This is a genomic window from Pseudomonas sp. 3JA (assembly GCF_036961705.1).
GTDB lineage: Bacteria > Pseudomonadota > Gammaproteobacteria > Pseudomonadales > Pseudomonadaceae > Aquipseudomonas > Aquipseudomonas fluorescens_Q.
Genome location: NZ_JBAMDJ010000004.1, coordinates 96,926 through 115,439 on the forward strand (window position 1 = coordinate 96,926; position 18,514 = coordinate 115,439).

The window sequence follows — 18,514 nt, forward strand, 5'->3', positions numbered from 1 at the left end:
AGCAAGCTCCCTCGCCACAGGGGTCGCACCCACACTCAAAATTGAAGTCAGATCCAGCTTTTGTGGCGAGGGAGCTTGCTCCCGCTGGCCTGCGCAGCAGGCCCCCTCGCTATCAGCTCAGAACCTCGGCTTGACGGTCTTCCACTCCGGCCGGTAACGCTGCATCTGCCGCACATCGTCGCGCTGGCGGATGCCGCAACTGAGGAACTGGTCATGCAGCTTGCCCAGTTGATCCCGATCCAGTTCCAAGCCCAGGCCCGGCGCCCGGGTGATCTTCACGCAGCCGTCGACAATCGGCAGCTTGCCACCCTTGATCACTTCTTCATCCGGTTCCTGCCACGGGTAATGGGTGTCGCAGGCGTAGTCCAGGTTCGGCACCGCTGCCGCCACGTGGGCCATGGCCATGAGGCTGATGCCCAGGTGCGAGTTGGAATGCATCGACACGCCAAGGCCGAAGGTGCTGCACATTTTCGCCAGGGCCTGGGTGTCGCGCAGGCCGCCCCAGTAATGGTGGTCGGCCAACACGATCTGCACGCTGTCCAGCGCCACGCTACGGCGGAACTCATCGAAATCGGTGACCACCATGTTGGTCGCCAGGGGCAGCCCGATGCGCTTGTGCAGCTCGGCCATCCCCTCCAGCCCCGGTGTCGGGTCTTCGTAGTACTGCAGGTCATCCCCCAGCAGCTCGGCCATGCGAATCGAGGTTTCCAGGGACCAGTTACCGTTGGGATCGATGCGCAACGGATAGCCGGGAAATGCCCGTTTCAACGCCTTGATGCAGGCGACTTCATGCTCCGGATCGAGAGCGCCGGCCTTGAGTTTGATGCTCTTGAAACCATAGTCCTGGATCATCCGCCGGGCCTGGGCAACGATCTGTTGTTCGTTGAGCGCCTCGCCCCAACTGTCGGGCGGGTACGGCGAATCGATGTGCTCGGCGTACTTGAAAAACAGATAGGCGCTGAACGGGATCTCGTCGCGGATCGCGCCGCCCAGCAGGTCCACCAACGGCACGTTCAGGTAATGGGCCTGTAAATCCAGGCAAGCCACTTCGAACGCCGAATAGGCATTGCTCACCGCCTTGCTCGCGTGGGAACCCGGCGCCAGTTCGGCACCGGCAATGCTCACCGGTTTCTGCGCGGCGACGGTCGCCTGGACGATGGCCCGCAACTGATTGAGGTTGAACGGGTCCAGGCCGATCAACTGGCTCTGCAACTGCTGCTGGATCGCCAGGGCCGGCGCATCGCCGTAGCTCTCCCCCAGACCGATGTAACCGTTGTCGCTCTCGATCTCGATGATCGAGCGCAACGCGAACGGCTCATGGATGCCGCTGGCGTTGAGCAAAGGTGGATCGCGAAAAGCGATGGGTGTGACGGTGACGCGTTTGATCTTCATACAGCGGCTCCCGATGGGCCAGGTTTCAAGGCTTGAGAGGTTTGCGACTGACTGGCTTCGGCAACGGCTTCGGGCCGGCCGGACAGTGAGTTCGGGGTATCGCGCTTCGGCGTGGTGCGGGCAAAAAAGATCACCACGGCGGCGACAAGCGAAGTGGCGGCCAACCCATACAGGCCGCCCTCGATGGAGCCGGTGGTCTGTTCCAGGAAACCGAAAGCCGTCGGCGCCACAAAACCGCCGAGGTTACCGATGGAGTTGATCAAGGCGATCACCGCCGCCGCGATGCGTGCATCCAGGTAGCCTTGGGGAATAGGCCAGAACAACGCCGACGCCGCCTTGAAACCAATCGCCGCAAAACAGATCGCGACAAACGCGAAGATCGGCCCTCCCGTGGTGGACATGAACATGCCAAACGCAGCGACCACCAGCGTCACCGCGACCCAGGCCTGCTGGAATTTCCATTTGCCGGCCAGGGCGGCAAAGCCGTACATCGCGATGATGGAAATGATCCACGGAATGGAGTTGAACAAGCCGACTTGGAAGTCTCCCAGGTTGCCCATTTTCTTGATCATGCTCGGTAGCCAGAACGTGGCGCCGTAGATGGTCAGGGCGATGGAAAAGTAGATGAAACAGAACAGCGCGATCTGCCGGTCGGCCAACAATTTGAACATCGACGGCTTGATCACCTGGGCCGCCTCCCGGGCCCGTTGCTCTTCGGCGATAGCGGCGATTAATACGGTTTTCTCTTCACTGCTCAGCCATTTCGCCTGACTCGGATGCGATTGCAGCCAGAACCAGACAAACCCGCACAGCACGATGGAGGCGAAACCTTCGATCAGGAACATCCATTGCCAGCCATGCAGACCCATCCCGCTGATGTGCAGCAAGGCGCCGGACACCGGGCCGGAAATCACCGAGGCGATGGCCGACCCGCTCAGGAAGATCGCCATCGCCTTGCCGCGCTCGTTGGCGGGTAGCCATTGGGTGAAGTAGTAGATGATGCCGGGAAAGAACCCCGCCTCCGCCGCGCCGAGGATGAAGCGCAGCACATAGAAACTGGTTTCGCCGCGCACAAAAGCCATGGCCATGGCCGCCGCGCCCCAGGTGAACATGATGCGCGTCAGCCAGGCCCGCGCGCCGTAGCGTTGCAACAGCATGTTGGACGGCACTTCAAACAGGGCGTAGCCGACGAAGAACAACCCGGCGCCAAGCCCATAGGCGGCAGCGCCGATGCCCAGGTCGGTTTCCAGGTGACTGCGCACGAAACCGATGTTGACCCGGTCGATGTAGTTGACGATGAACATCACCACCACCAACGGCAGTACATGACGTTTGACCTTGGCCGCCGCGAGCGCCAGGGTGCTGTCATGGGTGGAGTCCGTTACGTTATTCAAGGGGTGCCTCCCGATCATTGTTTTTGTGGGGAACGGGCCGATGATGGACGCGGGGGATTGTTCCCGTCTAATCTAACTTGGCACTTGATTGATACCTGGATTAAATCAATGTTTGAACTGGCCCAGCTGCGCTGCTTCACCACCGTGGCGACCGAACTCAACTTTCGTCGTGCCGCCGAACGCCTGAACATGACCCAGCCACCGCTGAGCCGGCAGATCCAATTGCTGGAGCATCACTTAGGCGTCGAACTGTTCACCCGCAGCACCCGCAGCGTGGCGCTCACTGCCGCCGGCCGGGCGTTTTTCATCGAAGCGCAGAACCTGCTGGAACAGGCCCAACAAGCCGCCATCGCCGCCCGGCGCTTTGCCCAGGGTGACATCGGTTCGGTGACCATCAGCTTCGTCGGCAGCGCGGTGTACGAGTTTCTGCCCAAGGTGATTGCCGAGGCCCGGCTGAAACAGCCCCAGGTCAAAATCGTCCTGGCGGAGATGAACACCTACCAGCAGCATGAAGCCCTGCGCGCTCGGCGCATCGACCTGGGCATCGTCCGCTCGCCACTGCTGGAGACCGGCTACGCCACCGAATGCCTGGTGCGCGAACCCTTCGTACTGGCGGTGCCTGCCGGACATCCGCTGGCCAGCGCCGAGACCGTGAACGTCCAGGATCTGGACGCCCAACCGTTCCTCATGTATTCCCACGCCGCCTACCCGCCCTTCAACGAACTGCTCACCGGCATGCTGCGCTCGGCCCGGGTCGCGCCGCAATTCGTGCAATGGCTGGGGTCGTCGCTGACGATCCTGGCACTGGTCAATGCCGGCATGGGCCTGGCGCTGGTGCCGCGTTGCGCCAGCAGCGTGGTGTTCAAGCAGGTGGTGTTTCGCGAGATCGACCTGGGCGAAGGGGTTCAAAGCGAATTGCACCTGGTGTGGCGCGAGGACAACGACAACCCGGCGTTCACCATGTTGCTGGAAGGGATTCGGGGAGCAGTTCGCGAGGGCCTGTGAATACACCACCACAGCTAAAAGCCCACCCCTGTGGCTGGCCATCCCCCCCGATGTTCTTTTGACCAGACCTGGCTGATTTCACAAATGGCCTAGCTGTCTGGCTATTCCCGTTGCCTTCGACAAGTTGTACGATGACCGATGAGCGCAAGCGCTCGTATGTTCCGGATACCTACAACAACAAGGAAATCTCCATGAAAAAAGCGACATTGATCGTCAGCTTCTTGTGCCTGTTCAGCGGCTACGCAGCAGCAACCCCTTCTTCGGCCGAGCAGGAAGTGGCCCAGGCCGTCGACCACCTGACCCAAGCCATGCTGCACAAAGACATCCCACAACTCCAGGCACTGGCCGCCGAGAACCTGACCTACGGGCACTCCAGCGGCAATATCCAGGACAAGAAAGCCTTCATCGCCGACATCGAAACGGGCAAGAGCGCGTTCAAGACCCTGGAAATGCAGAACCAGAAAATCACCTTGTCCGGTGACGTAGCGCTGGTGCGCAACCACTTCTCGGCCCAGGCGCTCAAGGGCACCGAAGTGGTTCCGACGGAAATCGAGAACTTCCAGATCTGGCAGAAGCAGAAGAATGGCAAGTGGCTGCTGATTGGCCGTCAGGCGTTTCGGTTCTGATCGCGATCTGACGGTTGGAATCTCTGTGGCGAGTGAGATCGAGTGAGCGCTTCGCGCTCAAGCGGGAGCAAGCTCCCTCGCCACAGGGATGCTTTTTCAGCCCTGGCACCTTGTGTCAGGCCAAGGCCCATTGCTGCCGGTGCTGCAGCAGGAAATCCACGAAGGCACGCACCCGTTGCGGCACGTATCGGCCATGGGGATACAGCAGTGTGAAAGGTCGTGACCGTCCCCCGAAAGACTGCAACACCTCCACCAGCCGGCCATCCGCGAGTTCCTGTTCGACGATGAATCGATAGGTCTGGAACAACCCGCCGCCATGCTTGGCCAGCGTCACCCCGCCCAGCACATCATCCGAACAGCAATAGTTGCCTTGGCCGAATACCTCCTTCTCCTTGCCATCCACCTTGAACAACCAGGAAATCCGTCGTCCGCTGCTGGGCAATTCGAACTGGATGCACTCGTGATCGTCCAGGTCTTCAAGGGTCTGCGGCGTGCCGGCCTTGCGCAGGTAGTCCGGTGAGGCGACCACCGCCAGATTCGCGTCTTCCAACAACCTGGCGATCATGGAGGAGTCCGGCTGGGCCCGCACCCGGATGGCGAGGTCATAACCTTCGGCAACGAAATCGATGTTTCGATTGCTCAGGTGCAGGTCCACAGTCACTTGCGGGTACAGCGCTCGAAAGGCCGGCAGCAACGGCAGGATGCGGTGATGGCCGTAGGTAGTGGGCAGGCTGATGCGCAGTTGCCCGGACGGCACCGATTGCGCGCCCATCATTTCCTGTTGCGCCTCGACCAGTTGCGTCAACGCCTGCCGACATTGCTCGAAATAGGTCTTGCCGGCTTCGGTCAGGCGGATGCTGCGGGTGGTGCGTACGAAAAGCCTTGAACCCAGGCGCTCTTCCAGGCGAAAGATCGAGCGGCTCACTGCCGCCGGGGTAACCCCCGCCAACTGCGCCGCCGCCGTGAAGCTGCCCGCCTCCGCCGCCAAGCAGAACAGTTCTATGCTGCCCAACTGCAGGTCTTCGAAATGACGCTTCATGATTCATTACACCGCGTATCAACTGAAGTTTCCAAAGGCCTGTTTATCAGTCTGCGGCGTATAAATACAGTGGCCTTCCACCGCGCAGGGTTGTCCTGCGCTCATTTCCATCAGTTGGAGTGCAACATGCCTTTCGTCAATGTGCGAATTACCCGAGACGGCGTCACCCGTGAACAGAAAGCCCAGGTGATTTCCGAAATCACCGAAACCCTCCAGCGCGTACTGGGCAAGGACCCGCATTTGACCCACATCGTGATCGAGGAAGTCGACACGGATAACTGGGGATACGCGGGCATGACCACGACGGAGTATCGAAGTCTTCCCAAGGAATAACGCCCTGCCCCTTCCGAGCCCGGTCCAACTGACCGGGCTTTTTTCTGCCTGCGACAATCCTGTGAGCGTTACCGGCGAACTTGGGTTTGCGAGCCGGGAACATTGTGTGTGGCCCCGGCCATTGATTACATGACGTATCAACTCAAGTACCAGAAGCCATATTTATCAAGCCCTGGCGCATCAATACCCTGAACTCAACCACCGCCAACACAGGCGCACCGGTTCAACTCAATGTGATCAGGAGTCAATCATGAGCCTCAAACAAACCGTCATCATCACCGGCGCTTCCAGCGGGATCGGCCTGGGTTTGGTCAAAGCGTTCCTGGGTCGGGGTTACAACGTGGTGGGCAATGCCCGCTCCCCGTCCGGCCTGGAGGCTGCCGCCGCCGACCTCGGCCACCCGGCCGGCTTCATCGGCGTGGCCGGCGACATCGCTGACCCGGCCACCTCAACCGCCCTCATCACCCAAGCCATTGAGGCGTTTGGCGCCGTTGACGGGCTGGTGAACAACGCCGGCTTCTTCCTGCCAAAACCCTTCGTCGAATACAGCCCCCAGGATTTGGACGCGCTACTGGACACTAACCTCAAGGGGCTGGTCTACGCCAGCCAGGCCGCCGCCGCGCACATGATCGGGCGCCAGCAAGGCTTTATCATCAACATTTCAGCCGCCGTGGCCCTGCAACCGAACATCCAGGTGCCGGCAGCACTGCCGGTGTTGATCAAGGGCGGCGTCAACCAGATGACCCGCGCCCTGGCCCTGGAGTTGTCGCCCCACAACATCAAGGTCAACGCGGTCGCCCCCGGCATCATCGACACGCCCATGCACGACCCGGCGCACCGCGCATTCCTCGACAACCTGGCCCCAGCCGGTCGCGTGGGCACCATCGAGGAAATTGCCGAGGCCGTGTTGTACCTGGCGGGCGCCGATTTCACGACTGGCGCGATACTGCCGGTGGACGGCGGGATGAGCACAGGCAAGTGGTAAAGAGGCAAGTGGTAAAAAGAAAAACCCCGAAGGCAGAACCTTCGGGGTTTTCATGACGCATCGAATTCAGAGCGTGTAGGAGATGCCGGCCTGCACGGTTCGCGGTGCGCCTGGGTAGGCATAGACGCCCCCGAATGCACCCTCTTCGTAGTCGGCGTCAAACAGGTTCTTCAGGTCCAGGTTGAGGCGGATCCGCTCGTTGACCTTGTAGTAACCGAGCAGGTCCACGACGGTGTAGCTGTCCATGGTAAAGGTGCTGGCCGCGGTATTGCCGGCCCGCTCATCGACGTACTTGGCACCTACGCCAAGGCCGAGACCCTTGAGGCCACCGTCCTGGAACTCGTAGACGTTCAACAGGCTGAAGGAGTTCTTGGGCACGTTGAGCAAGCGGGTGCCGGACGGGATGCTGATGTCCTTGGTCACTTCGGCATCTACATAGGCGTAACCACCGATCACGCGCCATTGTGGCGTCAAATTGCCCGCCACGTTCAAGTCAAATCCGCGACTGCGCACTTCGCCGGCAGCCACGTTGAATGTTGCATCCTGCGGGTCGGGCGTGAGTACATTGCGCTTTTCAATCTGGTAGATCGCCGCGTCGACGCTCAACTGGCGATCCAGCGCTTCCCACTTGACACCCATTTCGTAGGACTTGCCCTCTTCCGGCTTGAACCCTCCGCCTTGGAGTCTGGCACCGGTGTTGGGTTTGAATGAGCGTGCGGTGTTGGCATAGACAGCCACGGTGTCGGTCAGGTCGTAGATCATCCCCAGGCGCGGAGTGACGGCGCTGTCGGTGACATCCCAGTTTCTACTGTCGGGCCGCAGCTGTGGAACGAACGTCTCGTACTCATGTTCGAACCGCTCAAAGCGCGCCCCAGCCAACAGCTTCAAACGCTCGGTCAGCGCCACCTGATCCTGGACGAACACGCCAAACGTCTTGAGGTTTTCCTGGTCGTCGGTGGGCTTGCGCGTCAATGCCGGGCGTGGCTGGCCATACACCGGGTCGAAGATATCGATCGGGTAGGCCCCGACGGCGCCGGAGGAGCGCTGGATGATGGACTGGTAATCGTAGTCCTCATACTCGATACCCGTCAGCAACGTGTGCTCGAACCCGCCAGTGGAAAAATGCCCGGTGAGGTTGAGTTGGGTGTCGCGGTCGGTCCACTCCAGCTTACGGTAGTTGAAGTTGCGACCCAGGGTGCGTCCATCGGCGGCGATGCCGTTGCCTTCGATGGCATTGCCCTGCAAGGTGCCGTCGAGCCATTGGGTACCGCCGGCCAGGGTCCAGTCGTCGTTGAGCATGTGCTCGAAACGCACCTGCAGCATGTTGTTGTCGTTATGCAGCTTGCCGACGTCTTTTTCACCGAAGAACGTATCCCGCGACGCGGTGCCGCGCTGGCCGGCGTAATGAGTCAAGCCACGGTCCAGCGGCGCATTGTTGCGCATGAAGTCGCCTTCGAAGGTCAGGCGCGTGGTGTCGTTGACCTGCCAGGTCACCACGGGTGCAACGCCGTAACGCTCGGTCTCGACGTGATCGCGGAACGTGTCGCCGCCCTCGCCGATCACGTTCAGGCGATAAGCCAGGCGCCCTTCTTCATCCAACGGGCCGGACGCGTCCAGCGTACCGCGACGCATCCCCTGGTCGCTGACCTGGCTACCCAGGGTCACCGTGCGCTCGGCCAACGGCTGCTTGGACACCACGTTGAAGGTACCGCCCGGATCGCCCCGGCCATAGAGCATGGTGGCCGGGCCGCGCAGGACTTCCAGCCGCTCGATGGTGTTGGCGTCAGGCATGTTCGGATAGCCACGGTTGATCGGGAAACCGTTGCGGTAGAACTCTCCGGTAGTGAAACCGCGCACGGTGAAAGTAGTCAGGCCCTGGCCGCCGAAGTTGTTACCCCGGCCGACCCCTCCAGCGTAATCGAGGGCGTCCTGCAGACGCGTGGCGCCAAGGTCTTCGACGACGTCGCGAGACACCACGGAAATGGATTGCGGGGTTTCATGGATCGCCGTGTCGGTACGGGTGGCACTGGCCGAACGGGTGGCGTGATAGCCCTTCACCGGTCCCTGTGCTGATTCATAGTCGGCGCTACCGACGATATCCGTGGCTTGCAACTCAAGGGAAGCCGGCTTGGCAGGGACTGGCTGTTCAGCCCAGGTGGAAACGGAATAAGCCTGGAGCACACACAGTGAAACGAGTATCCGACGCATCGATGCACAATCCTAATGGAAAAAAGCCTCCACATCGGGAGGCTGACAAGAATGTGTCGCGAAAGATACAGTAACTCATTTCTGTTTGATATCTATTCCCATTAACGCCGATATTTTTTGTGACCGGTCAGTCCGTCATCGCGAGCAAGCTTTGCTCCACAGGGGATTGCTCGCGATGACGCAGAACAATCTCCCAAACCCTACTGAGCCACCGCAGTCGACTCCTGCTCCACCCGCTGGAAGAACACCTGCGCCCGATGATCCTGGGTATAGGCCACATTCAACCGCAACCAATCGCACGCCTCGCCCTGGGGCAGGAACGTCGAGCCTTGGGACAGTTGGATTTGCAGCTCCCGGGCGATCTGCTGCACCCGTTGTGCCGCCAGGTACCGAGGCCTGGCCCAGACGAACATCCCCCCCAGCGGCTCGGCAAACACCTCCCAGTGGGCTGGGTCCAGTTGGCGCAGCGTACTTGCCATCTGCTTGTTCAGGCGCTGGCGCAAGCGCTGGATCAACTTGCGATAAGCACCGTTGGCCAGCAACGTCGCCACCACGTTTTCTGCCAGCAGCGAACAACCGATGCCAGTAATCATCTTGACTTCGGCCAGGCGCTGGATGATCTCGGGATGGGCGACCACGTAACCGATGCGCAGCGAACTGGACAGCGTCTTGGAAAAACTCGCCAGGTAGATCACCCGGTCCAGGGCATCCAGGGAGGCCAGGCGTGAGGTCGGACCATTCTGGAAATCGGCGTAGATATCGTCCTCGATGAGGCGAAAGTCATGGGCCGTTGCCAGTTGCAGCAGACGATAGGCCACGCTTGGCGCCAGGCTGGTGCCAGTGGGGTTCTGGTACATGCTGTTGATGAAGAAATACGAGGGCTTATGCTCGCCGAGAAGCTGTTCCAGGCGGACGATGTCCGGGCCTTGGGCGGTTCTCGGCACCGCCACGGTCTTGACCCCATTCAGTTTCAGCAGATTGAACAGGTTGTAGTAGCCAGGACTTTCCACCAGCACCAGGTCACCGGGCTTGAGCAGGGTTCGCACCAGCAGGTCGAGGCCCTGGCTGGCACCTTGGGTGGTAATGATTTGCGTCGGGTCGACATGAATATCGATCAGGCCCAGGCGCTTTTGAAGGTGCAGGCGCAGATGAGGCGAGCCCAGCGGGGTGCTGTAGTTGAACAACGCATGGTTGTCGCTGCGCACCACTTGGCGGATCGCCTGGCCCAGGTCGGTGTCGTCGCGCCAGGCATCGGGCAGCCAGCCACACCCCAGCTTGAGCTGCGTCGACTCATTGTCGAACAACCGCCACCGCGCGTTATCCGTTTCCGGCTCCGGCTCCACGGGCCGGAACAACTGCTGCGCGACAAAAAAACCCGCGCCATGTCGAGACTCCAGCACCCCGCTGGCAACGAGTTGGTCATAGGCCTTGATCACGCTCGACAGGCTCAAGCTGTTTTCCCGGGCCAGTTGACGAATGGACGGCATGCGCGCACCGGGGCGGATGCCATGGGCGTTGATCCAGCCCATGAGGTGCGTCACGAGCTGCCGGATCACAGGCTCGGCAACGTTGCGATCAATTTTCAGGTCCACGGCTGGCACCCTTGGCTAAGTGTTCTCGAATTTCGAGCGAACAGTTAAGCACAAATGGCCTGGGTCTGTTCCTTGTTTGCGCTGTGCCCGGCAGTGATAGTCCCCGAGACTTCATGCACACCTCTAAGGAACACCCTTGAACCCATCGCATCGACATTCCTGGGGACTGGCTTTCGGCCTTTGCCTGATCACCCTTGCGGTCAACCTGCAGGCGCCGCTGTACACCACCTACGCGCAGTTGTCCGGCTACGGGGCCGGAGCCACGGCGGTGGCGTTTTCCGGTTATGTGCTGGGCGTACTGCCGGTCCTGCTGGCGTTCGGCGGGCTGGCCGACCGGATGGGACGCAAGCCGTTGATCCTGGTCGCCCTCGGGCTGTCGATGCTGGCGACGCTGGTGACACTGCTCTGGCCGAGCCTGGAAGCCCTGGGCGTGGCGCGCCTGATGATGGGGGTCGGCACAGGGCTGGCCTCGGCCACATCAACCGCCTATATGGCCGAGCTCATGGCAACCCGCGATCCCCGCTCGCCGGCCAACCGGGTCACCGCCAGCACCTCCCTGGGCTTTGGCCTGGGCGCGGCGTTGACCAGTCTGTTCCTGTTCGTCCATCACAGCGCCACGCCCGGCAGCTTCTGGTTGCAGTTGATGCTGGCTGCAATGGCGATCGTCGTGGTCTGGCGCTTACCGGACCCGGCGCAGAAAATCAAAGATGCACCGTTGCTGCGCCTGCCGTTGTTTCCCGCCGGCAGCCTGCCCTACAGTTTTTCCATGCTGTTGGCCTGGGCGACCTCGGGCCTGGTCATCGCCATATTGCCATCGGTGCTGGCGACCCACGACTTGCAGCGTTGGTCGGGCCTGTCGACCTTTACGGTGATCAGTTGCGGCTTGCTCTTCCAGCCCTGGGTTCGACGCATGCAGCCGGCCAGGGCCACGGGCTTGGGCCTGTTGATCCTGCCTGCGAGCTACGCGTTGCTGGCCTGGGGCGCGAGCGCCGGCTCCCTGCTCGCCGTGTTGCTGGGAGCGCTGGGCGCCAGCAGCGCTTGCTACGGTTTCCTGTACCTGGGTGGGTTGTCGGCCGTCACGGCCATGGCTGGCGCGGAAAAGGCCCGGGTCAGTGCCGGGTTTTTCCTGTTCGCCTATGTCGGGTTCAGCATCCCGGTGGTGGTGACCGGGTTGCTGGCCGATCATTTCGGCGCGGACGTGGCGTTGATCGTGTTCGGCCTGGCGTTATTGGCTGGGGTGTCTGTTACCGGATGGCGCATCGTCCGGACCGAGGCTTATGTGAGCCACCTGTCCCACGGCTGAAACAACCAACCGGTGGCGAGGGAGCTTGCTCCCGCTGGGTTGCGCAGCGACCCCAACATTCTGCGATTGCTGCGCAATCGAGCGGGAGCAAGCTCCCTCGCCACAGAGGCTGACTGAAGGATTGGGGAAGCCTTGGACAGCTCGACACTGCGCTCGGCAAAGTCGTATACCATATCCCCACCTAAGCCGAACGACCCGCCGCCGTGACTTTATCCAAGTTCAACCTGCCTGATCTGGGCAACACCCCTTCCACCTCGGAAATCATCACCCGCCATCTGCGCGATGCCATCGTGGCCGGGCACTTTGCCGAGGACGAGCCTATTCGCCAGGATGACATCGCCCGGCAGTTCAACGTCAGCAAGATCCCCGTGCGCGAAGCCCTCAAGCGCCTGGAGGCCGAGGGCCTGGTGATGTTTCAGCGCAATCGCGGGGCGATGGTGACGCGCATTTCCGAGGCAGAGCTGGCGCAAATGTTCGAAGTGCGGATGCTGCTGGAAGACAAAGTACTGCGCCTGGCGATTCCCAACATGACCGAAGCCACCTTCGCCCGCGCCGAAAGCATCTGCCGGGAGTTCATCGGTGAAGACGACGTAGGGCGTTGGGCGGAACTGAACTGGCAGCTGCATGCCTGCCTCTACGAACCGGCGCAGCGGCCGTTCATGGTGAGTCTGATCCGCTCGGTCCACGACAAGCTGGAGCGTTATTTGCGCATGCAGATGAGCCTTTCGGCCGGCAAGGAGCGCGCCGATCACGAGCACCGGGAAATCATCAAGGCCTGCCGCGCCGGTGACGTCGAGCGAGCCGTGATGCTGCTGGACGAACACATCGCCGGGGTCTGCGAGACCTTGTTCAAGTTCCTGCCTTCCAGCCATTGATGGGCCGGCACTGTGCCGATTTCGTCATCGGCGACAGGTAAAACCATCAAGCCGTCGCCCCCTGGCGCGGGCCACGCTTGCCGTCACTCATCTGAACGGACGTGGCCCTCCCATGAAACGCATCACCGTGATCGACTCCCATACCGGCGGCGAACCGACCCGACTGGTCACTGGCGGTTTTCCTGACCTGGGCCAGGGCAGCATGGCCGAGCGTAAGCAACGCCTGGCCACGGAACACGACGCCTGGCGCACCGCCTGCGTGCTGGAACCGCGGGGCAGCGATGTGCTGGTGGGGGCGCTGCTCTGCGAGCCGGTGGACCCGAGCGCCTGTGCCGGCGTGATCTTTTTCAACAACAGCGGCTACCTGGGCATGTGCGGCCACGGCACCATCGGCCTGGTGGCATCACTGGCCCACCTGGGCAGGATCGGCCCCGGCGTGCACAGCATCGAAACCCCGGTGGGCACGGTACAGGCAACCTTGCACGAAGACCGCTCGGTCAGCGTACGCAACGTGCCGGCCTACCGTTACCGCAAGGCCCTGGCCCTGGAGGTGCCCGGCATCGGCCAGGTGGTGGGCGACGTGGCCTGGGGCGGTAATTGGTTTTTCCTGATCGCCGAACATGGCCAACGCGTGGCCGGCGATAACCTCGACGCGTTGACCGCCTACACCTACGCCGTACAGCAAACCTTGGAGCAGCAGGGTTTTCGCGGCGAGGACGGCGGCTTGATCGACCACATCGAACTGTTTGCCGACGACCCGCAAGCCGACAGCCGCAACTTCGTGCTCTGTCCCGGCAAGGCCTATGACCGCTCCCCTTGCGGTACCGGCACCAGCGCCAAACTGGCGTGCCTGGCGGCCGATGGAAAACTGCAACCCGGCCAGATCTGGCGCCAGGCCAGTGTCATTGGCAGCGAGTTCGAGGGCTCCTACGAGCGCTCGGGCGAGCGCATCGTGCCGACCATTCGCGGTCGCGCCTACATCAGCGCCGAAACCACACTGATCATCGAAGCCGATGACCCGTTCGCCTGGGGCATTCGTCCGTGAGCGAGGGCCATGTCGCCGACGTGATCATCATCGGCGCGGGCATCATCGGTGCGGCCTGTGCCCAGGCATTGGCCCGACGCAACGTCAACGTGTTGGTGCTGGACGCCGGTTGGCACGGCGCCACGGCGGCCGGCATGGGGCACCTGCTGGTGCTCGATGACAACCCGGCGGAGCTGGCCCTCAGTCAATATTCCCTGCAACGCTGGCGCGAGCTGGCCCCAGCCCTGCCCGACGGCTGCGCCTGGCGCAACAACGGCACCTTGTGGCTGGCGGCCAATGCCGAAGAAATGGCGGTGGCCCATAGCAAATACCTGAACCTGCTGGCCCATGGCGAAGCCTGTGAGCTGATCGGCCACGCCGCGCTGCATCAGCGTGAACCCGAGCTGCGCCCGGGGCTGGAAGGTGGGTTGCTGATCAAGGGTGACGGCATCCTCTACGCCCCGGCGGCCGCGCGCTGGATGCTGGACGCGCCCACCATTCGCCAGCAGCGGGCGCAGGTCAGCGAAGTTGACGGTCATCGCGTGCGCCTTGACGACGGTCGCTGGTTGAGCGCCGAAGCGGTGGTCCTCGCCAATGGCATCCAGGCCACTGATTTGTGCCCGGAGCTGCCGATCGTGCCGAAGAAGGGCCACCTGCTGATCACCGACCGCTACCCCGCTACCGTCACCCACACCCTGGTGGAACTGGGCTATGTCACCAGCGCCCATAACGCCAGCGGACCGTCAGTGGCGTGCAATATACAGCCGCGCCCGACCGGGCAATTGTTCATTGGCGCCTCGCGGCAGTTCGGCACGCTTGACCCTCAGGTGGAAGGCTGGATGCTGGCGAAGATGCTCAAGCGCGCCGTCGAATACCTGCCAGGATTGGCGCATTTGAACGGCATCAGGGCCTGGACCGGTTTTCGTGCAGCGAGCCCCGACGGCTTGCCCCTGGTGGGCCAACATCCACAGCGCCAGGGACTGTGGCTGGCGGTGGGTCACGAAGGCCTGGGGGTCACCACGGCACCGGCGACGGCTGACCTGCTGGTCGCCCAACTGTTCAACGAAACCTCGCCGCTCGCGCCTCAAGCTTACCTGCCGCAGCGTTTCCTTGGAGAGCCGGCCCATGCTTGAAGCCCGACACAAGTCCTTGTGGCGAGGGAGCTTGCTCCCGCCGGATTGCGCAGCAGTCCCCTGGACTGGCCTGGTACACCGAGTTGTCAGATCGTTGTCGGGGCCGCTGCGCGCCCCAGCGCGAGCAAGCTCCCTCGCCACGGGATGGGCGTTGGGCGCTGATATCCCTTTACCCCTGGAGGATTGCTCCTATGCCTGATCTATTCCTCGACGGCCAGCCCTTGTCAGTGGCCAACGGCACCAGCGTCGCGGCGGCATTGGCGTTGGGCGCGGATGGTTGCAGTCGCACCTCGATCAGCGGCCAGCGCCGTGCGCCCTTGTGCGGCATGGGTATCTGCCAGGAGTGCCGGGTGCTGATCGACGGTCGTCGACGCCTGGCCTGCCAGACCTTGTGCCTCGACGGCATGCAGGTCCAGACCCGACCATGAACGAAACCACCGACCTGCTGATCATCGGCGCCGGCCCCGCCGGCATGGCCGCTGCCCTCGCCGCAGCCAGCAGCGGCGCGCGCATCGTGCTGCTCGACGACAACCCGCTGCCCGGTGGGCAGATCTGGCGCGACGGCCCCCAGGCCAACCTGCCCAGCTCCGCCCGACGCCTGCGCGAGCAACTGCAAACCTGCGCCAACGTACGTTGCCATGCCGGCACCCGTGTGATCGCCTGCGCGGCGGATAAAACCTTGCTGGTGGAAGATGCCGAGCGCGGCTGGCAGATCAGCTACGAGCGCTTGATTCTCTGCACCGGTGCCCGCGAACGACTGCTCCCGTTTCCCGGCTGGACACTCCCCGGCGTGACCGGTGCTGGCGGCTTGCAGGCGCTGATCAAGGGTGGCTTGCCGGTGCGCGGCGAACGGCTGGTCATCGCCGGCAGCGGCCCCTTGCTGCTGGCCAGCGCCGCCACGGCAAAGCATCAAGGTGCACAGGTGCTGCGCATCGCCGAGCAGGCCCGTCGCGGCGCCGTCGCCGGTTTCGCCGCACAACTGCCGCGCTGGCCGGGGAAGTTTTTCCAATCGTTCAGTCTGTTCGACCGGCACTACCGCACCGACACCCACGTGGTAGAAGCGCTCGGCCGGGAACGGCTGGAGGGCGTGCGCCTGCATCAGCAAGGCAAGACGATTGAATTGGCCTGCGACCGGCTCGCCTGTGGTTTCGGGCTCATTCCCAATACCCAATTAGGCCAGGCCCTGGGTTGCGCGGTTGAAGACCAGGCGCTGACGGTTGACGCCTGGCAAGCGACCACTCGCCATGAACATTATGCGGCAGGCGAATGCACCGGTTTCGGCGGCAGCGAACTGGCGCTGGTGGAAGGCGCCATCGCCGGCCATGCCGCCGTCGGCAATAGCGCGGCTGCCCAGCAACTGTGGCCGCGCCGCGCACGTTGGCAGGGTTTCGCCAGGGCATTGAACAAGGCCTTCGTCCTCGATCCACGGCTCAAGGCCCTGGCCCGCAGCGACACCCTGGTCTGCCGCTGCGAAGACGTACCGTACGGCGAACTGGTCGGCCACGAAAACTGGCGCGAAGCAAAACTGGCAAGCCGCTGCGGCATGGGCGCCTGCCAGGGCCGAGTGTGCGGCGCCGCCCTGGAACACCTGTTCGGCTGGACACCGCCCGCCCCCCGCCCGCCCTTCAGCCCGGCGCGAATCGAAACCTTGCTGGCCCTGGAAGAAACCCCACCCACCTGACTGATCTGCACTCACCCCAATCCCCTGTGGGAGCGAGCCTGCTCGCGATAGCGGCGTGACAGACGGCGCATTTTCGATTGACACTCCGACATCGCTCCCACAAAAAAGACAATGCCGGCCATGTACCCCTCGCTCACCCCCTTCGCCCCCTGCGACCTCGACACCCTGCTGCGCAGCCTGCAGCCCATCTCCGCGCTGCTGGACACCCTCGCGGACGTGGTGTTTTTCATCAAGGACAAGCAGGCCCGCTACGCCTTCGTCAACCAGACCCTGGCCCGCCGCTGCGGTTTCAAACACAGCGGCGACCTGCTCGGCCTCACCGCCGAACAGGTGTTCCCCGAGCGCTTCGGCCCGCTGTACACCGAACAGGACCGCCGGGTGCTGGCCAGCGGGCGGGAGTTGGCCGACCAGCTCGAACTGCATTTGTATTACGGCAACCAACCTGTATGGTGCCTGACCCACAAGCTCGCCCTGCACGATCCAAACGGCCAGATCGTCGGCCTGGCCGGTATTTCCCGCGACCTGCAACTGCCACAATCGGGCCATCCGGCGTTCCACAAACTGGCGGCGGTGGACGCCCATATCAAGCAGCACTTCGCCCGCCCCATCAGCCTTGCCGAGCTGACCGCCATTGCCGAATTGTCGGTGGCGCAATTGGAGCGGCACTGCAAACGCATCTTTCAACTCACACCGCGACAGATGATTCACAAGGCACGGCTGGAAGAAGCCTCACGGCTGTTACTCGACAAAGACCTGCCGATCACCGAGATCGCCCTGCGCTGCGGTTACACCGACCACAGCGCCTTCAGCCGCCAGTTCCGGGCCCTGACCAGCCTGTCCCCCAGCCAATATCGCGAGAATCAGCGCTGACCCTTGTTCCCTCATGGGGCATCGAGCCCCGTGGGTGCTCCTATCTGTAACACCCTGGCGCCAGCACCACCCTTGCCCTGCTCGTTACCGCCCGGCATGAAAGCCTCTAGACCAGCCCTCCGGTGGCATTGCTGTGGCGCTACCAGAAACAGGCACGCTGATTGCTTATCTAATATCGTATACGAAATCCTCAATACGATATCTCACCGCATTTATTCGACAGCGAGGCATTTATGAAAAACCCTGCATTGGCCGTAGCCCTCAGCGTTGTCCTCACCCCGCTTTTCATCGCCCCCGCCCACGCCGACAAGCTCGACGACATCATCGGCTCCGGCAAGCTGCGTTGCGCCGTGACCCTGGACTTCCCCCCGATGGGCTTTCGCGACGAAAGCAATAAACCGGCGGGATTCGACGTGGACTATTGCAACGATCTGGCGAAGGTCCTCGGTGTAGATGCCGAAGTGGTGGAAACCCCATTCTCCGACCGAATCCCCGCGCTGCTGTCCGGTCGCGCCGATGTCATCGTCGCCTCCACATCCGACACCTTGGAGCGAGCCAAGACCGTGGGCCTGACCGTGCCCTACTTCGCCTTCCAGATGGTCGTGCTGACCCGCGACAACACTGGCATCAACAGCTACGCCGACCTCAAGGGCAAAGCCCTGGGCAATACCAGCAGCACCTACGAAGCCATCGCCCTGGAGAAGGACCAGAAGAGTTGGGGCAGCGGCAGCTTCCGCGCCTACCAGTCGCAGAACGACACCTTGCTGGCCGTCGCCCAGGGGCACATCGATGCCACCGTGGTGACCAACACCGTGGCCGCCGCGACCATCAAGTCGGGCAAGTACAAGGGCCTGAAGATCGCCGGTGATGCGCCCTACGTCATCGACTACGTGTCCCTCGGTGCCAAGCGCAGCGAATACGGCCTGCTCAACTACCTCAACCTGTTCGTCAACCAGCAGGTGCGCACGGGCCGCTACAAGGAACTGTTCGTCAAATGGGTGGGCAGCGACATCCCGCCGGCCAACCTGACCGTTCCCCAGGTCTATTACTGAGG

17 protein-coding genes are annotated in these 18,514 nt (G+C 62.5%); 12 read left to right on the forward strand and 5 right to left on the reverse strand.

Annotation, left to right across the window (positions count from 1 at the left end; genetic code table 11):
* Positions 1 to 117: 117 nt before the first annotated feature.
* Positions 118 to 1,392 carry a glucarate dehydratase family protein gene (locus tag V7773_RS04550; RefSeq protein ID WP_336072459.1) on the reverse strand — a complete coding sequence of 425 codons (1,275 nt, stop codon included), beginning with the start codon at positions 1,390 to 1,392 and terminating at the stop codon, positions 118 to 120.
* Positions 1,389 to 2,786, reverse strand: a complete 1,398-nt coding sequence (locus V7773_RS04555; protein WP_336072460.1) for an MFS transporter — start codon at positions 2,784 to 2,786, stop codon at positions 1,389 to 1,391. The genes V7773_RS04550 and V7773_RS04555 overlap by 4 nt, the downstream gene beginning before the upstream one ends.
* Before the next feature lie 108 nt (positions 2,787 to 2,894).
* On the opposite strand from V7773_RS04555, the gene V7773_RS04560 reads away from it, so the two are divergent.
* Entirely contained in the window at positions 2,895 to 3,791 is an 897-nt protein-coding gene (locus V7773_RS04560; RefSeq protein WP_336072461.1) for a LysR substrate-binding domain-containing protein, read from the forward strand.
* Positions 3,792 to 3,982: 191 nt separating this feature from the next.
* The gene (locus tag V7773_RS04565; protein ID WP_336072462.1) at positions 3,983 to 4,417 is read left to right on the forward strand and encodes a nuclear transport factor 2 family protein; all 435 of its coding nucleotides are present in this window, start codon (positions 3,983 to 3,985) and stop codon (positions 4,415 to 4,417) included.
* Between the two features lie 115 nt (positions 4,418 to 4,532).
* Here V7773_RS04565 and V7773_RS04570 read toward each other — a convergent pair whose 3' ends face one another.
* Positions 4,533 to 5,456: a LysR family transcriptional regulator gene (locus V7773_RS04570; RefSeq protein WP_336072463.1), complete on the reverse strand. Its 924-nt coding sequence runs from the start codon at positions 5,454 to 5,456 to the stop codon at positions 4,533 to 4,535.
* 126 nt (positions 5,457 to 5,582) lie between these two features.
* Here V7773_RS04570 and V7773_RS04575 point away from each other — a divergent pair, with 126 nt between their 5' ends.
* The gene (locus V7773_RS04575) at positions 5,583 to 5,789 is read left to right on the forward strand and encodes a tautomerase family protein (RefSeq protein WP_025213530.1); all 207 of its coding nucleotides are present in this window, start codon (positions 5,583 to 5,585) and stop codon (positions 5,787 to 5,789) included.
* A gap of 250 nt (positions 5,790 to 6,039) precedes the next feature.
* A complete protein-coding gene (locus tag V7773_RS04580; protein ID WP_336072465.1) occupies positions 6,040 to 6,774 on the forward strand; it encodes an SDR family NAD(P)-dependent oxidoreductase in 735 nt (244 codons plus the stop codon).
* Between the two features lie 66 nt (positions 6,775 to 6,840).
* On the opposite strand, the gene V7773_RS04585 is transcribed toward V7773_RS04580, so the two are convergent.
* Together V7773_RS04585 and V7773_RS04590 are read right to left on the reverse strand one after the other, a co-directional pair.
* Positions 6,841 to 8,982 carry a TonB-dependent siderophore receptor gene (locus V7773_RS04585; RefSeq protein WP_336072466.1) on the reverse strand — a complete coding sequence of 714 codons (2,142 nt, stop codon included), beginning with the start codon at positions 8,980 to 8,982 and terminating at the stop codon, positions 6,841 to 6,843.
* A 200-nt stretch (positions 8,983 to 9,182) separates the two neighbouring features.
* Positions 9,183 to 10,574 (reverse strand): aminotransferase-like domain-containing protein, encoded by a 1,392-nt coding sequence (locus V7773_RS04590; RefSeq protein WP_336072467.1) that lies wholly within the window; start codon positions 10,572 to 10,574, stop codon positions 9,183 to 9,185.
* 136 nt (positions 10,575 to 10,710) lie between these two features.
* On the opposite strand from V7773_RS04590, the gene V7773_RS04595 reads away from it, so the two are divergent.
* The 8 genes from V7773_RS04595 to V7773_RS04630 all read left to right on the forward strand — a co-directional run bounded on the left by V7773_RS04595 (position 10,711) and on the right by V7773_RS04630 (position 18,512).
* Positions 10,711 to 11,877 (forward strand): MFS transporter, encoded by a 1,167-nt coding sequence (locus V7773_RS04595; RefSeq protein ID WP_336072468.1) that lies wholly within the window; start codon positions 10,711 to 10,713, stop codon positions 11,875 to 11,877.
* A gap of 203 nt (positions 11,878 to 12,080) precedes the next feature.
* Entirely contained in the window at positions 12,081 to 12,752 is a 672-nt protein-coding gene (locus V7773_RS04600) for a GntR family transcriptional regulator (RefSeq protein WP_063320817.1), read from the forward strand.
* A gap of 112 nt (positions 12,753 to 12,864) precedes the next feature.
* Positions 12,865 to 13,797 carry a 4-hydroxyproline epimerase gene (locus V7773_RS04605; protein ID WP_336072469.1) on the forward strand — a complete coding sequence of 311 codons (933 nt, stop codon included), beginning with the start codon at positions 12,865 to 12,867 and terminating at the stop codon, positions 13,795 to 13,797.
* Complete coding sequence (locus V7773_RS04610; protein WP_336072470.1) at positions 13,794 to 14,909, forward strand: NAD(P)/FAD-dependent oxidoreductase; 1,116 nt, start codon at positions 13,794 to 13,796, stop codon at positions 14,907 to 14,909. Before V7773_RS04605 ends, V7773_RS04610 begins: the two co-directional genes overlap by 4 nt.
* 191 nt (positions 14,910 to 15,100) lie before the next feature.
* The gene (locus V7773_RS04615; RefSeq protein WP_336072471.1) at positions 15,101 to 15,337 is read left to right on the forward strand and encodes a 2Fe-2S iron-sulfur cluster-binding protein; all 237 of its coding nucleotides are present in this window, start codon (positions 15,101 to 15,103) and stop codon (positions 15,335 to 15,337) included.
* Positions 15,334 to 16,590 (forward strand): FAD/NAD(P)-binding oxidoreductase, encoded by a 1,257-nt coding sequence (locus tag V7773_RS04620; protein ID WP_336072472.1) that lies wholly within the window; start codon positions 15,334 to 15,336, stop codon positions 16,588 to 16,590. The genes V7773_RS04615 and V7773_RS04620 overlap by 4 nt, the downstream gene beginning before the upstream one ends.
* Positions 16,591 to 16,710: 120 nt before the next feature.
* Positions 16,711 to 17,460: an AraC family transcriptional regulator gene (locus V7773_RS04625; RefSeq protein ID WP_092225212.1), complete on the forward strand. Its 750-nt coding sequence runs from the start codon at positions 16,711 to 16,713 to the stop codon at positions 17,458 to 17,460.
* 233 nt (positions 17,461 to 17,693) lie between these two features.
* A complete protein-coding gene (locus V7773_RS04630; protein WP_063320811.1) occupies positions 17,694 to 18,512 on the forward strand; it encodes an ABC transporter substrate-binding protein in 819 nt (272 codons plus the stop codon).
* Positions 18,513 to 18,514 lie beyond the last annotated feature (2 nt).

Bases quoted from the DNA above. Each gene is read 5' to 3' on its own strand.
- V7773_RS04615 (WP_336072471.1), top strand. From the start codon at position 15,101: ATGCCTGATCTATTCCTCGACGGCCAGCCCTTGTCAGTGGCCAACGGC.
- V7773_RS04620 (WP_336072472.1), top strand. From the start codon at position 15,334: ATGAACGAAACCACCGACCTGCTGATCATCGGCGCCGGCCCCGCCGGC.
- V7773_RS04570 (WP_336072463.1), bottom strand. From the start codon at position 5,456: ATGAAGCGTCATTTCGAAGACCTGCAGTTGGGCAGCATAGAACTGTTC.
- V7773_RS04630 (WP_063320811.1), top strand. From the start codon at position 17,694: ATGAAAAACCCTGCATTGGCCGTAGCCCTCAGCGTTGTCCTCACCCCG.
- V7773_RS04580 (WP_336072465.1), top strand. From the start codon at position 6,040: ATGAGCCTCAAACAAACCGTCATCATCACCGGCGCTTCCAGCGGGATC.
- V7773_RS04565 (WP_336072462.1), top strand. From the start codon at position 3,983: ATGAAAAAAGCGACATTGATCGTCAGCTTCTTGTGCCTGTTCAGCGGC.
- V7773_RS04575 (WP_025213530.1), top strand. From the start codon at position 5,583: ATGCCTTTCGTCAATGTGCGAATTACCCGAGACGGCGTCACCCGTGAA.
- V7773_RS04550 (WP_336072459.1), bottom strand. From the start codon at position 1,392: ATGAAGATCAAACGCGTCACCGTCACACCCATCGCTTTTCGCGATCCA.
- V7773_RS04560 (WP_336072461.1), top strand. From the start codon at position 2,895: ATGTTTGAACTGGCCCAGCTGCGCTGCTTCACCACCGTGGCGACCGAA.
- V7773_RS04605 (WP_336072469.1), top strand. From the start codon at position 12,865: ATGAAACGCATCACCGTGATCGACTCCCATACCGGCGGCGAACCGACC.
- V7773_RS04585 (WP_336072466.1), bottom strand. From the start codon at position 8,982: ATGCGTCGGATACTCGTTTCACTGTGTGTGCTCCAGGCTTATTCCGTT.
- V7773_RS04625 (WP_092225212.1), top strand. From the start codon at position 16,711: ATGTACCCCTCGCTCACCCCCTTCGCCCCCTGCGACCTCGACACCCTG.